12 protein-coding genes are annotated in these 13,600 nt (G+C 67.4%); 8 read left to right on the top strand and 4 right to left on the bottom strand.

From position 1 onward, the window contains the following. Positions 1–2: 2 nt before the first annotated feature. The gene (locus tag FRZ61_RS09770) at positions 3–788 is read right to left on the bottom strand and encodes a cytochrome b/b6 domain-containing protein (RefSeq protein WP_151117033.1); all 786 of its coding nucleotides are present in this window, start codon (positions 786–788) and stop codon (positions 3–5) included. 239 nt (positions 789–1,027) lie between these two features. Continuing rightward, positions 1,028–1,906, bottom strand: a complete 879-nt coding sequence (locus FRZ61_RS09765; protein WP_151117031.1) for an SMP-30/gluconolactonase/LRE family protein — start codon at positions 1,904–1,906, stop codon at positions 1,028–1,030. A 209-nt stretch (positions 1,907–2,115) separates the two neighbouring features. Between FRZ61_RS09765 and FRZ61_RS09760 the strand changes: the two genes are divergently transcribed. Together FRZ61_RS09760 and FRZ61_RS09755 are read left to right on the top strand one after the other, a co-directional pair. Next, positions 2,116–2,634: a hypothetical protein gene (locus FRZ61_RS09760; protein ID WP_151117029.1), complete on the top strand. Its 519-nt coding sequence runs from the start codon at positions 2,116–2,118 to the stop codon at positions 2,632–2,634. A 664-nt stretch (positions 2,635–3,298) separates the two neighbouring features. Next, complete coding sequence (locus FRZ61_RS09755; RefSeq protein WP_151117027.1) at positions 3,299–4,162, top strand: RNA polymerase factor sigma-32; 864 nt, start codon at positions 3,299–3,301, stop codon at positions 4,160–4,162. A 6-nt stretch (positions 4,163–4,168) separates the two neighbouring features. On the opposite strand, the gene FRZ61_RS09750 is transcribed toward FRZ61_RS09755, so the two are convergent. After that, positions 4,169–5,125 (bottom strand): LysR substrate-binding domain-containing protein, encoded by a 957-nt coding sequence (locus FRZ61_RS09750; protein ID WP_151117025.1) that lies wholly within the window; start codon positions 5,123–5,125, stop codon positions 4,169–4,171. Between the two features lie 191 nt (positions 5,126–5,316). Here FRZ61_RS09750 and FRZ61_RS09745 point away from each other — a divergent pair, with 191 nt between their 5' ends. From FRZ61_RS09745 to FRZ61_RS09720, 6 genes are all read left to right on the top strand, one after another. Next, positions 5,317–6,411 carry an ABC transporter substrate-binding protein gene (locus FRZ61_RS09745; RefSeq protein ID WP_151117023.1) on the top strand — a complete coding sequence of 365 codons (1,095 nt, stop codon included), beginning with the start codon at positions 5,317–5,319 and terminating at the stop codon, positions 6,409–6,411. A 113-nt stretch (positions 6,412–6,524) separates the two neighbouring features. Next, positions 6,525–7,466 carry an N-carbamoyl-D-amino-acid hydrolase gene (locus FRZ61_RS09740; RefSeq protein ID WP_151117021.1) on the top strand — a complete coding sequence of 314 codons (942 nt, stop codon included), beginning with the start codon at positions 6,525–6,527 and terminating at the stop codon, positions 7,464–7,466. Then, a complete protein-coding gene (lysA, locus tag FRZ61_RS09735) occupies positions 7,463–8,902 on the top strand; it encodes a diaminopimelate decarboxylase (RefSeq protein WP_191909375.1) in 1,440 nt (479 codons plus the stop codon). Before FRZ61_RS09740 ends, lysA begins: the two co-directional genes overlap by 4 nt. Continuing rightward, on the top strand, positions 8,902–10,299 hold the full coding sequence (gene hydA, locus FRZ61_RS09730; protein ID WP_151117017.1) for a dihydropyrimidinase: 1,398 nt from the start codon (positions 8,902–8,904) through the stop codon (positions 10,297–10,299). The genes lysA and hydA overlap by 1 nt, the downstream gene beginning before the upstream one ends. Continuing rightward, complete coding sequence (locus FRZ61_RS09725; RefSeq protein WP_151117015.1) at positions 10,296–11,525, top strand: Coenzyme F420 hydrogenase/dehydrogenase, beta subunit C-terminal domain; 1,230 nt, start codon at positions 10,296–10,298, stop codon at positions 11,523–11,525. The genes hydA and FRZ61_RS09725 overlap by 4 nt, the downstream gene beginning before the upstream one ends. A gap of 173 nt (positions 11,526–11,698) precedes the next feature. Next, positions 11,699–12,673, top strand: a complete 975-nt coding sequence (locus FRZ61_RS09720; protein ID WP_151117013.1) for an aldo/keto reductase — start codon at positions 11,699–11,701, stop codon at positions 12,671–12,673. A gap of 23 nt (positions 12,674–12,696) precedes the next feature. Here FRZ61_RS09720 and FRZ61_RS09715 read toward each other — a convergent pair whose 3' ends face one another. Continuing rightward, positions 12,697–13,590 (bottom strand): FkbM family methyltransferase, encoded by an 894-nt coding sequence (locus FRZ61_RS09715; protein WP_225309196.1) that lies wholly within the window; start codon positions 13,588–13,590, stop codon positions 12,697–12,699. Between the last annotated feature and the right edge of the window lie 10 nt (positions 13,591–13,600).

Here is a 13,600-nt window from a genome sequence, read left to right as displayed (position 1 = left end):
CATCAATCCGCGGTCTCGCCGGGCTCGTCGCCGGAATCGTCCGCCACCGACGGGTTGGCGCTGTCGCTGGCCTCGCTCGCCGGTCTTTCCGGCCGCGTCATGAGGGTTGCGGCATCGAACCGGCTGAACACGGCCAGCGCCCCCAGGACCACCAGGACGGCCACGGCGCCGGCACGGGCAGGGCTCGCCAGGGGCCGCTCCTTGGTCTCCGTGCCGGGGACGAGCTGCTTGCGGCCGGTGATCATGGACCGTACCAGATTCTCGCGGGCCAGCAGCCAGTGACCGAGCACGGCCGCAACATGGATGCCGGCCAGAATGATGATGAGATTGCCCAGCGTCTCATGCAGATCGCCCATGGCGCGGCTGCCGCTGCCCATCGCCGCGATCAGCGGCGATCCCGCCTGGTAGCCGCGCGCCGCCGCCGCCGACAGGCCCGTGCCGACGATCACCAGCAGCAGCAGAAGCAGCGCCAGGACCATCAGCCCGCCCAGCGGATTGTGGCCGACGAAGTGACCGGCCCGGAAGCGAGCCAGCCCCTTCACGTAGTTCCAGATCGAGCGCGCGGAGAAGATGAAATCGCCGAAGCGCGAGTGCGGGCTGCCGATGAACCCCCAGACGAGGCGGAACAGGAGCAGCAGCAGGATCAGATGACCGGCGCCGACGTGAATGACGAAGGATGTGCCCCGCTCGCCGCCGGTGACATAGGCCACCAGAACCGAGAGAGCCAGCAACCAATGAAAGACGCGGGTGGGCAGATCCCAGACGCGAACGGAGACGGATGGATTCACAGTTCACTCCGATGATGACGAACGGCGACAATCAGCGCTTCATCATTAGTTGAGCGCCATCGACGACGCTGCAAGCGGATTGTCGGATGATGGCCAACAGGTCGCAGAGCGCGCGACCGCACTTATCACGCGCGAAGGTGAAGAATCCTGCTGTCAGAAAGCTGTCGGCTGCGAACGAAGTGCAATCGCAGTCGCATGCCGCTCGGCGAGTCAGTCCCGGCCTGGCAGCGCGCGGATCGTCACCCGGCGAAATCCGGCTCGACGACGCCTCTCTGCCCGACATCGGCGACGAGCAGATGGCCGGAAAGCGGTGCCGCCCGCAGCTGCTCGTCGGAAAGACCAAGCGACGCGGTCGTGATATAGAGCTGCTTCATCCCCTCGCCGCCGAAACCGACCGCGGTCGGCTGCGGCACCGGCAGCTTGACCCGCCGTTCCAGCTTGCCATCGGGACGGATCTGCGCCACGCACCAGCCGTCCCAGAGCGCCACCCAGAGATGGCCATCGGCATCGACGGTCATGCCGTCCGGCTGTTCCGGAACGGCGCCGAACTTGTGGAAGCTCTGCCGCGGGCCTACCGCACCGGTCGCGGGATCGATGTCGTAGCAATAGATCTCGCGCGCGGGGCTGTCGGTCCAATAGGCGCGGCGTCCGTCCGGGCTGAAGGCCGGGCCGTTGGCGCAACCGATCGACCGGTCGATGACGGCGATCTTTCCCGCCGGGTCCAGCATGTAGAAGCTCCCCGTCGGCGTGACCCAATCCTGATTGCAGCTCCCGGTCCAGAGGCGCCCCCGGCGATCGACCTTGGCGTCGTTGAAGCTGTTCTCCGGATGGCCCGCCTCCGGATTCGCGATGTCGACCCGCTGACCGGATTTCGGATCGAGCCGGTGTATGCCGCTGTCGTCGACCACGATCCACCGTCCCTGACGGTCGAACACCATCCCGCCCAGGCCCGTCGGCAGGCTGGCCGCCAGCGTCTCGTTGCGGCCGCTGGCGGGATCGAAACGGAAGATCGCCGGGCTGCGCAGATCAAGCCAGTAGAGACGGCGCTCGCCCTCGCGCCAGAGAGGCCCCTCGCCCAGCACCGAACGCAGATCCAGTGCCCGCTCGACATGTTCCATGGGCCGTCCTCCCCCGCCGGCCGGGCGGTCGCGCCGCCGGCTCGTTTCTTGTCGAGGCGAATTAGGCGGCGTGCTTGGTCGCAACGTCAAGGCGCTATAGGATTGGCGCCGGGTGGTGACGGATCCCGCAAGCCCCGGGAGGATGAGAGCCGGGGCGCCGGGATGGTGGGGTGTGTTTCATGTCTTTTTCTGGATTCCGCGGCTCGTGCATGAGAGGCGGGCTGCTTGCGATTGCGGGATTCCTCGGGCTGCTGCTCGCGACGCCGGTCGAGGCGCAGGATGCCGTGCGCTGCACCGAAATTCCCGACGTGGTCGCCAAGACGCGCGACGCGATCATCGCCGCCGCCGGGCAGAAGGACTTCCAGGCCTTCTCGCCGCTGATCGATCGCAATGCCTTCGCCGCCTCGGTCGGCGACGATGTGGAACCTATCTCCTACTGGGAGGGCCTGCTGAAGCAGGGCGACGATGTGCGCCCGATCATGGCGGCCCTGCTGAAGATGCCGTGCGCGGTCTATAACGGCGCCGAGGGCGAAGTCTTCACCTGGCCCAGCGCCGCCGACCTGCCCTACCAGCGGCTCACCAAGAAGGAGATCGCCGCGCTCCAGAAACTCTACCAGGGACAGCTCGCGGACCAGTACATCGAGGGTCCCGAGGTCGGCTATTACGTCGGCTGGCGGCTGTCGATCAACTCGGACGGCACCTGGTCGGAGTTCGTGGCGGGCGACTGACACGACGCGATGCGTCCCGATCCTTCCCACCCCTCCCGCGCGCTCACGACGATGTGAAGCGACGCACCGGGCTTCCCCCCGTGATGCAAAATTGGGCACAAAGCCCATGATTGCATCGCCGTCATGACAGGGCCGTCATCGGAGCCCGCGTCCGCTTTCCGAAAAGAAAGAGGTCGATAGTTGCGAATTATGGGCAACTCGACGCCCGGTTGCGGCAGCCGGCGCGCCGAACTTTCGTCCGGCGGCATGAAATGCACCCACACCGCCTGTGGGTTTGAGCGGGTCGCGCCGGACGGAACGGGCGAGGCCGCCACCGCTCGCCCCCATGGGCTCGTTTTTTTGTTTGTCGATGAATCAGAAAAGCGGCTGCGGCACAGCGCTCCGCGACGAAAGTCGTAGGTATTTCCCCCTACCCATGTCCGCAGCCGATTTGCCCGAAAAAAACCACGGGTTGCAGCAAGCCGGCGACGGATGATTGCAACATGCGGAGGACAGTTTCAGGGGCGGAAGGAAATCGTCTCCACCTGACATTGCGATGTGAGCTTTTGCGAAGTTCTAACTTGCCAGGGTCGGTTGTCCCTGGTGCATTGATTGGGCGGCGATCGACAGCCGCATTCCTCCTGAAGCCGCCCGCACGGCGGCGATCGATCAAGGGGAGAGAACCATGGGCAACGTTCCCGGCTCAAGCACCGACAGGTTGGATCGCAACCTACTCCGCTATGCCATGAAGCTGCCCACCTTGTCCGCCGAGGAGGAAGGGGTTCTCACCCGCGCCTGGGCCGACGATCACGACGAAAGCGCCCTGCAGAAGCTGGTCAGCGCGCATCTGCGCATGGTGATCTCCCAGGCGGCACGCTACCGGTCGTACGGACTGGCCTTCGCCGACTTGGTCCAGGAGGGCACGGTCGGGCTGATGCAGGCCGCGGAACGGTTCGACCCGGAGCGCCAGGTGCGCTTCTCGACCTACGCGATCTGGTGGATCCGGGCCGCCATACAGGATTATGTGCTGCGCAACTGGTCGGTGGTCCGCGTCGGCACCACGCATGCGGAGAAGCGTCTGTTCTTCAACCTGCGCCGCCTGCGCGCCAAGATCGCCCAATCGGGCGCGGGCACGCTCAATCCCGAACAGGCGGCGCTGCTGGCGCGCGAGCTCGACGTTTCGCTCGACGTGATCGAGACCATCGACGCCCGCCTGTCCGCCCGCGACTGCTCGGTCAACGAGCCCTTCGGCGAGAACGGCGACGGCGAGTGGCAGGATCTGATCGCCGACGAGCGCGCCTCCCCCGAGGAGCAGACGACCTCGCAGCTCGACTCCCAGACCCGCTCGCGCTGGCTGGCCGCGGCGATGCGCGAGCTGCCGGATCGCGAGCAGATCATCATCCGCAAGCGCCATCTGGCGGAGAACGGCGCCACGCTGGAGGACCTCAGCCACGAGCTCGGCGTCAGCAAGGAGCGCGTCCGCCAGCTCGAGAAGCGCGCCCTGGGCCGGCTCCAGGCCATCCTGGTCGATCGCGAAACGGCCGTCTGACCCGCCTCAGCGCTTGCCGGCAGCCCGCCGGCGGCGCGGCGACGGCGCGGCGGACTTGCGCCGGGCGGGCGTTGCCGCTGCCTCGATCTCGGCGGCAGCCTCGTCGAGCAGCCAGCCCTTGAAGCTCCTCGCCTCGGGACGCATCGGGCGATCGGACGGCGACACCAGATAGAACGGGCCTTGCGCATCGATCTCGGCAGCGAAAGGCCGCGCCAGCCGGTTTGCCGCGATCATCGGCTTCACCAGCGAGCTGTGCCCCAGGGCGATCCCCACGCCTTCGGCCGCCAGCTCCAGGCCGATGGCGGAGGTGTCCGTCTGCAGCACCTGGTCGAAGGTCACGTCGCGCAGGCCCGCGGCGGCGAACCAGTCGGTCCAGCCCTGCCGGTTGCCGATGACATGGATCAGGCGCTGGCGCAGCAGGTCGCGGGGCTCCTTGAGGGAGCCTGCGAGGGCGGGCGCGCAAACCGGGAACAGGCGATCGGTCGTGACCGGCTGGCTCGACAGCCCGGTCGCATGGTCATGACCATAGCGGATCTCGAGATCGACGCCCTCCCAGACCGTGTCCAGCCCATGCACCGCCGCGGTCAGTCGCAGCGCGATCGCGGGGAACCGGGCATGGAAGCGCGCCAGGCGCGGTGCCAGCCAATGGGTGGCGAAGGCGACGTTGGTGCGCACGGTCACCAGCCCCTCCTCCCCGTGGCCGAAGATCTCGTCCGTGCCGAAGGTCAGATGGTCGAAGCTCTCCCGTACCACGCGCAGATAGGCCTCGCCGGCATCGGTCAGCTGCAGCCCGCGCGGCAGGCGGTGGAACAGGGATTCGCGAAGCTGGCCCTCGAGCAGGCGGATATGCTGGCTGACGCCCGCCTGGGTCATGTTCAGCTCGCGCGCAGCCCCGGTGAAGCTCAGATGCCGGGCGGAGGCTTCGAAGCTGCGAATCCAGTTGAGGTTGAGCAGGCGGCGCATGGCTGTTCCAACAGACCCATAACAAAATTTGGGCCATTGCCTCAACACTCGTCGTTTGGCGGTGGGGGCCCTGGCACCTAGCCTGGAAACACCGGATAAAAACAGGGGCTGCTGGCGTCCGGACCCGCCCGCGCTCCCCCATTGACCGGCCAACGAACCGGACTGTCGTCCGTCATCAGGGGATTCACGTCATGATCGAGAGAACCGATCGCAAACGCCGTCGCGGGTCGCGGCTTGCGATGCTGGCCTTGCCCGCCCTCCTCCTCGCCTCCCTCGCCGCGACCGCCCTCGCCGCCACCTCGACGCTGCGCTACTTCACCTGGGCCGGCTATGACGACCCATCCTTCCGCAAGCCCTACACCGACAAATATGGCGAGGGCCCGCAATTCTCCTTCTATGCCGGCACCGACGAGGCCTTCACCAAGCTGCAAAGCGGCTTCACCGCCGATGTCGCGCATCCCTGCATCCATGACGTCAAGAAATGGAAGGAGGCGGGCCTGCTGCAGCCGATCGATACCAGCAAGGTCGCGGCCTGGAACGACATCATCCCCGAGCTGCGCGAGGCCGATGCGCTGGTGCTGGACGGCCAGCATTGGCTGGTGCCCTGGGAATGGGGCGCCTCCTCGGTGCTCTACCGCACCGACAAGGTGAAGATCGGCGAGCAGAGCTTCACGATCCTGACCGACCCGCAATACAAGGGAAAAGTCGCGATCCCCGACGCCTTCGACGAGATCTACCAGCTCACGGCCGTGCTGGCCGGGATCAAGCACCCGCTCGATCTGCAGGAATCCGACTATCCGCTGGTCGAGGCGCAGATGAAGGCGCTGCGCAGCAATGTGCGCTTCATCTGGCAGGACCCGGCCCAGCTCGAGCAGGCCATGGCCTCGGGCGAGATCGAGGTGGCCTGGGGCTGGCCCAACAGCTTCAAGAACCTGCGCAAGGAAGGCGTGCCGGTCGACTTCATGCTCCAGCCGAAGGAAGGGCTGGTGACCTGGCTCTGCGGCTTCGCGCATCTGAAATCGGCGACGGCACCCGTCACCGAGGTCTATGACTTCATCAACGCCCTCGAGGACCCGGAATCCGGCAAGAACCTGGTCGAGAACTGGGGCTACGGCCATGCCAACAAGAAGGCGCTGGCGCTGGTGCCCAAGGCCGATCTCGAGGCGATCGGGCTGGCCGGCGATCCCAGCGAATATCTGAAGAAGGGCAATTTCCTCGGCCCCATGTCGGAGAAGCAGCGCGAGCGGCTGCAGACGATGTGGGACTTGGTGAAGGCCGGCAACTGATAGGATTAAGGCCGCCGTTCCCGGCCCGGGGTGCGCTGCGAAGCCCCAACTGAACAGCGCCCCCGGCCGGGGACGGCGTATCCCGGCCTCGAACCCATCTTTCGGAACAGACAATGGCTCGTACCATCACCGTCGGCGCCGCCCAGCTCGGCCCCATCGCGCGCCACGACACCCGCAGGCAGACCGTCAGCCGGCTGCTCGAGCTGATGCGCGAGGCGCACGGCTTCCGCTGCGACCTGATCGCCTATCCCGAGCTGGCGCTCACCACCTTCTTCCCGCGCTGGCCGATCGAGGACGAGGCCGAGCTCGATTCCTTCTACGAGACCGAGATGCCGGGGCCCGAGACGCGCCCCCTGTTCGAGGAGGCGGCGCGGCGCGGCATCGGCTTCTCGCTGGGCTTCGCCGAGCTCGTGATCGAGAACGGGCGCAAGCGCCGCTTCAACAGCTCGATCCTGGTCGACAAGACCGGCCGCATCGTCGGCAAATACCGCAAGGTGCATCTTCCCGGCCATTCCGACGTGATGGACCGGCCGGGCCAGCATCTCGAGAAGCGCTTCTTCGAGGTGGGCGACCTGGGCTTTCCGGTCTGGCGCGCCTTCGGCGGCATCCTCGGCATGTGCATCTGCAACGACCGGCGCTGGCCCGAGACCTATCGCGTGATGGGGCTCCAGGGCGTCGAGATGGTGCTGCTCGGCTACAACTCGCCGATCGGCCTGGGCGATCCCTTCGAGCTCGACGCGCTCGAGCCCTTCCACAACCACCTGGTGATGCAGTCGGGCGCCTATCAGAACGCGACCTGGGTGGTCGGTGTCGCCAAGGCCGGGCTCGAAGAAGGCTTCAACATGATCGGCCAGACCTGCATCATCGCGCCCTCGGGCGAGATCGTCGCGCAATGCGCCACCATGGGCGACGAGCTCATCGTGCGCAAATGCGACCTCGACATGGGCGCGCCCTACCGGGCCGACATCTTCAATTTCGCCTATCACCGCCGCATCGAGCATTACAAGCTCATCACCGAGCGCACCGGCGCCATCCCGCCGCTGGAAACGACGTGAGCGCCGGCCTGGCCATGGCGCAGGACTGGAAGATCGAGGGCTATCTGGAGTCCCGCCGGGGTCGCCTGACCATGGACGGTGTCGACCTCGTGGCGTTGGTGCAGGAACGCGGCACGCCCCTCTTCGTCTATTCGGCGCGGCGGATCGCGGAGACCGCGCGGGCGATCAAGACCGCCTTCGCCGCCTCCCACCCGCGCAGCACGATCTGCTATGCGGCCAAGGCGCTTTCCACCATCAAGGTGCTGCGCCTCCTCCATGCGGAAGGCATCGCGCTCGAGGTCAATTCGGGCGGCGAGCTGTTCCGCGCCCGGCTCGCCGGCATCCCGCCCGAGGCGATCGTCTTCAACGGGGTCGCCAAATCGAAATCGGAGATCGCCGAAGCCCTGAGCCCGCCGATCAAGGCCATCAATGTCGACAGCCTGTTCGAGCTGGAGCGCGTCGCGACGGTCGCCGGCGGTCTGGGCCGGCAGGCCCGCGTCGCCTTGCGCATCGTGCCGGAGGTCGACAGCCCCACCTCGCCCGGCAACCGGACCGGCTCCGAAGGCACCAAGTTCGGCATCCTGTTGCAGGAGATCGATCGCGCCCTGCAACTTCTGCGCGACCATCCCAATGCCCTCAAGCTGGTCGGGATCCACGCTCATGTCGGTTCGCAGATCACCGACACCGGGCCCTATGTCTCGGCGGCGAACGTCCTGGTCGAACAGGCGCGCCGGTTGCAGGACGCGCTGAGCCTCCGGCTCGAGCATGTCAATCTGGGCGGCGGCTTCCCCCTGCCCTATATGCGCGGCGTCAACCGCACGCCGCAGGGCGATATCTTCGCGCCCCGGATCGACAGCGCCGATATCGCCCGCGCTGGCCTCGCCCCCTTGCGCAAGGGGCTCGGCGAGCAGATCGAGATCCTGGTCGAGCCCGGCCGGCGGATGGTCGGCGATTCCGCCGTCACCCTCGCCTCGGTCGAGAACGTGAAACAGCGCGCCGGCCATCGATGGCTCTATCTCGATGCCGGCTACAACACGATCGTCGAGTCCTACACTTACAAGTGGTATTACCACGGCCTGACAGCCAACAAGCTGGACGAGCCGCTGGCGGCGTTCCGTGTCGTCGGGCCGCTCTGCGACAATGGTGACGCCTTCTTCGATGTCGATGGCGAGCAGACCCTGGCGCGGCTGCTGAAGGCCGACCCGCGGCTGGCGCAATCCCGGGAGCTCCTGGAGAACACGCTGGTGCGGCTGCCGCCCACGCGCAGCCTGGCGGCCTCGACCGGCCCCGGCGACATCGTCGCTTTCCTCGATACCGGCGCCTACACGCTCGATCAGATCACGCCCAACAACGGCCGGCCGCGCCCCGAGATCGGCATGCTCGATGCGAGCGGTAACTACGAGATCATGCGCCGACGCGACAGCTACACCGACCTGCTCTTCAACGAGGTGATCTGATGCGCCTCGATCTCGTCATCCGCAACGGCACCGTGGTGACAGCCTCGGACGAGTTCGAGGCCGATGTCGGCGTGGCGGAGGGCCGCATCGTCGCGGTCGCCCGCGACCTGGCCAAGGGGGACCAGGAGATCGACGCGACGGGGCTGCTGGTGATGCCGGGCGGGGTCGATGCCCATTGCCATGTGGAGGAGCCCGAATATATGGGCGCCCGGCTCGCCGACGATTTCGTCGCGGCGACCCGAGGCGCTGCCTGCGGCGGCACCACCACCATCATGCCCTTCGCCAACCAGCTGCCGGGCAAGAGCCTGCGCGAGGTGGTCGAGGATTATCACGGACGCGCCCAGGGCAAGGCGCTGATCGACTATGCCTTCCATCTGATCCTGTCGCAGGTGTCGGCCCCGCTGATCGGCCAGGAGCTGCCGGCCTTGATCGCCGACGGCTACCGTTCCTTCAAGGTCTTCATGACCTATCCGGGCTATATGCTGGAGGACGCTCAGATCCTGGAGGTCATGGACGCGGCCCGGCGCGGCGGCGCCCTCACGATGGTCCATGCCGAGAACGGGCATTGCGTCCATTGGCTGGGCCAGCGGCTGGAGGCGCGCGGCGAGACCGGCCTCGGCGCCTTCGCGGAGTCCGCGCCCCCGGCGGTCGAGCGCGAGGCCACCCATCGCGCCATCGCCCTGGCCGAGATCACCGGCGCCAAGGTGATGATCGTCCATGTCTCCTCGGGCCAGGCGCTGGAGCAGATCCGCTGGGGCCAGGATCGCGGCATCCCCGTGCTGGCCGAGACCTGCCCGCAATATCTGCTGGGCCTCGGTCCTCATCTGCACGAGCCCGGCTGGGAAGCCGCCAAGCATGTCTGCTCCCCGCCGCCGCGCGGATCCGACGATGCCGCCGAGCTCTGGCGCGGGCTGCAGCAGGGCGCCTTTCAGCTCGTCTCCTCGGATCATTGCCCCTATCGCTTCGCAGGCACCGACGGCAAGCGCAGCCAGGGCGGCGAGCGACCTCACTTCCGCAAGGTGCCCCCGGGACTGCCGGGGCTCGAGACGCGCCTGCCGCTGCTCTATCACGAAGGCGTGGCGCAAGGCCGGCTGACGCGCCAGCAATTCGTGGCCGTGACGGCGACCAACCCGGCCCGCGTCTATGGCCTCTATCCGCGCAAGGGCAGCCTCATGCCCGGCGCCGATGCCGACATCGCGCTCTGGTCCCAGGGCGAGCGCCGCATCCTTCGCCATGCCGACTTGCATGACGATTGCGACTACACGCCCTATGAGGGGCGCGAGCTCTCCGCCTGGCCGGTCGTCACCTTCTCGCGTGGCGAGAAGGTCTGGGACCGCGGCTGGGTCTCGAATGCGGCCGGACGCGGCCGCCATGTCGGTAACCGCTCGCCATCGTGAGCCATCCCCGATCGCTCACCGAGGTCGTCCGCCAGGGGCTCTGCACCGGCTGCGGCCTGTGCCAGAGCATGGCCGGGCCCGAGCATGTCCGGCTCGATATGACGGCGGACGGATTCCTCCGCCCCAAGATCCGCAAGCCGCTCGCGCCCGCCGACGAGGCCCGCATCCTTTCCGCCTGCCCCGGCAACCGCCAGCAGCCCTCGCCCGAGCCGGGGACGCCGGTCGATCCGCTGTGGGGACCGATCCGGCGTTTGGCGCGCGGCCAGGCGACCGACGAGGCGACGCGCTTCAAGGCCGCGTCGGGCGGCGTGATCTCGGCGCTCGCCAGCTATCTCCTCGAGAGCGGCGAGGTCGAAGCGGTGCTGCACACGATCGCCGATCCGGCCCAGGCCTTGCGCTCCATGCCGCAGGTGAGCCGCAGCCCGCAAGGGGTGATGCAGGCGGCCGGCGCGCGCTACGGTCCGGCGGCGCCGCTGACCGACATCGAAACTCTGCTCGCCGCGGGCCGGCCCTTCGCGGTCGTGGGCAAGCCCTGCGACATCGCCGCGGTCCGCAACCTCGCGCGCCTCGATCCGCGCGTGGACCGGCTGGTGAAATACCGCATCGCCTTCTTCTGTGCCGGCGTGTCGAGCCTCGGCATCTCGCGGGCGATCATCGCCAAATACGGCCTCGCCGAAGACCAGGTGCGGCTGATGCGCTATCGCGGCCATGGCTGCCCCGGCCCGACCCGGATCGAGGCCAAGGATGGCCGCGTCTTCGAGCAGAGCTATGACGAGACATGGGGCAACGAGCTGGCGCAGGAGATCCAGTTCCGCTGCAAGATCTGCCCCGATGCCACCGGCGAGCAGGCCGACATCGCCTGCGGCGATGCCTGGATCACGGCCGACGGCTATGCGCATGGCGAGTATGAAAGCTGGAACGCGGTGATCGCCCGGAGTGCGGCCGGCGAAGCTCTGCTGGCGCGGATGGAGCAGGCCCACAAGCTCAACCTGCTGCCCAACACGATCGCCGAGCTCAATCGGATGCAGCCGCACCAGGGCGAGCGCAAGAGGGCGATCCTGGCGCGGCTGGCCGGACTTTGGCTTGCCGGCCAGTCCCGGCCCCGCTACCGCGGATTGCGAATCCTTCATGCGGCCTGGCTCGGCCGGCGGGACTTCGCCAAAAACCTGCGCGGTACCTTGCTTCGGTTGCGGCGCGGCGCCAATCGCGAAGCCGAGCCCGCCTGATTGCGGGTTTGTGACCGGCAGAGCGGCCTTGACGAGAGGCCGTTGCCTGCAATCTCCTAGAACAACGTCGCCCGCTTCCGGGCCGACCCGTTCTCTGAACCGGTGCCGATCTCGCCCTGCCCCTCCCCGGCAGGCCTGGCATCGCCCCGGCTGTCATCCGAAGGAATCACCCCATGCGCTATGTCCGCCTCGGCTCCACGGGCGTCAAAGTCTCCCGCATCTGTCTCGGCTGCATGACCTACGGCACTACCGATTGGCGCCAGTGGGTGCTGACCGAGGAGGCGGCGCGGCCCTTCATCCGGCGCGCGCTCGAGCATGGCATTAATTTCTTCGATACCGCCGACGTCTATTCGCGCGGCGGGAGCGAGGAAATCCTCGGTCGGGCGATCCGCGATTTCGCCAAGCGCGATCAGGTGATCATCGCCACCAAGGTCCATGGCGTCATGGGCGACGGTCCCAACGACAAGGGGCTTTCGCGCAAGCATATCCTGGATGCCGTCGAGGCCAGCCTGCGCCGCCTCGGCACCGACTATATCGACCTCTACCAGATCCACCGCTTCGATCCCGAGACGCCGATCGAGGAGACCGCCGAGACGCTCGACAGCCTCGTGCGCAGCGGCAAGGTCCGCTATATCGGCGCCTCCTCCATGTATGCCTGGCAGTTCCTGAAGATGCTCTCGATCCAGGCGCGCGAGGGCTGGGCGCGATTCCAGACCATGCAGAACCACTACAACCTCGCCTATCGCGAGGAGGAGCGCGAGATGATGCCGCTCTGCGCCGACCAGGGCATCGGGGTCATTCCCTGGTCGCCGCTCGCACGCGGGCGGCTCGCCGGCAGCAAGAGCGCCCACACGACACGCTCGACGACGGACGAGTTCCAGAAGCGGCTCTACGACACCCAGGAGGCGCTCGACGGGCCGGTGATCGCTCGTTGCGCCGAGCTCGCCAAGGAGCGCGGCGTGCCGCCCGCCCAGATCGCGCTGGCCTGGCTGCTGTCGAAGCCCAATGTCGTGGCGCCGATCGTCGGCGCCTCGAAGCCGCATCACCTGGACGACGCGGTCGCAGCCGCCGAGATCGAGCTGGAGCCCGAGGAGATCGCGCGGCTCGAGGAACTCTACCGGCCGCACCCGGTCGCCGGGCATAGCTGAGACGGCCCTGTCCGGGCTTTGCCTTACGGCGCCGCCGCGGCCTTCCTGATGGCCGCGACGAAGGCCTCGACGCCGTTGCCCGCGACGGCGTCGCGCTTGGCCAGCAGCAAGAGGGCGTGGATGGCCAGATCGTACGACCCGTAGCAGCAATAAGCGATGGCGGCCAGGAACTTGAGCTGCTCGTCGTCGAGCCGTTCCGGGCGCCGGAAGTCCCGGACATAGACGATGTCCGCTTCGAGCAGCTGGTTCAGGCCGCGATACGGGTCGTTGTCGATGATGACGGGGAAGATCGCGCGCCGATTGAGGGAAGCGTAGGCGTGGGGGATGAACCCCCACGACCGCAGCGCCCGATCGATCTCGCCGAAGGGCGGTTGCTCGAGATAGAGAGGGACGAAGGAAACCTCGGTGTGGATCGCCATCGTCGGGCGGAGCTTGTCGCGGCCGTTCTCGAAGATTGGCAGCTCCGATCCCTGCACGTCGATCTTCAGATAGTCGATCCTGTCGACCTCTTCGATCTCGTCGAGGCGGCGCGTGGCGATCCGCCGGGTTTCGACGACCTGGCCCCACCGCGGAAACTCATGGAACAGCGCCAGGGTCTCCGGATCCGGCCGCAGCAGGCTGGTCATGCCGCTGGCGGCACAGACATGCAGCGTATGCTCGGCCCCGTCTCCGACCGCATAAGGCAGATAGGTCTCGTTGGGCTGGCCCGCGGCGCACAGCTTTGCCAGCTCCTCCGCTTGCGGTTCGAAGCCGGTCAATCGCGCGATCCCGCTGGCCAGGAGCGGCCTATAGGGAGGCGGGTCGCCGATCCGGCTGGCGCCGATATCCACGACCGATATCAACCGATCGAGCGCGAGCAGATCGATCAGAACGCGCGCCGCCTCGGTCGCTGCGATCTTCGGCGCATCGAGCGTCACGGTTTCCCAG

The organism is Hypericibacter adhaerens, assembly GCF_008728835.1.
Taxonomy (GTDB): domain Bacteria; phylum Pseudomonadota; class Alphaproteobacteria; order Dongiales; family Dongiaceae; genus Hypericibacter; species Hypericibacter adhaerens.
This window is presented reverse-complemented; position numbering and strand designations above follow the sequence as displayed.

What these genes read in the sequence shown, in the direction of transcription:
- FRZ61_RS09765 (WP_151117031.1), bottom strand. Translation starts at nt 1,906, where the DNA reads ATGGAACATGTCGAGCGGGCACTGGATCTGCGTTCGGTGCTGGGCGAG.
- FRZ61_RS09760 (WP_151117029.1), top strand. Translation starts at nt 2,116, where the DNA reads ATGAGAGGCGGGCTGCTTGCGATTGCGGGATTCCTCGGGCTGCTGCTC.
- FRZ61_RS09755 (WP_151117027.1), top strand. Translation starts at nt 3,299, where the DNA reads ATGGGCAACGTTCCCGGCTCAAGCACCGACAGGTTGGATCGCAACCTA.
- FRZ61_RS09750 (WP_151117025.1), bottom strand. Translation starts at nt 5,125, where the DNA reads ATGCGCCGCCTGCTCAACCTCAACTGGATTCGCAGCTTCGAAGCCTCC.
- FRZ61_RS09745 (WP_151117023.1), top strand. Translation starts at nt 5,317, where the DNA reads ATGATCGAGAGAACCGATCGCAAACGCCGTCGCGGGTCGCGGCTTGCG.
- FRZ61_RS09740 (WP_151117021.1), top strand. Translation starts at nt 6,525, where the DNA reads ATGGCTCGTACCATCACCGTCGGCGCCGCCCAGCTCGGCCCCATCGCG.
- hydA (WP_151117017.1), top strand. Translation starts at nt 8,902, where the DNA reads ATGCGCCTCGATCTCGTCATCCGCAACGGCACCGTGGTGACAGCCTCG.
- FRZ61_RS09720 (WP_151117013.1), top strand. Translation starts at nt 11,699, where the DNA reads ATGCGCTATGTCCGCCTCGGCTCCACGGGCGTCAAAGTCTCCCGCATC.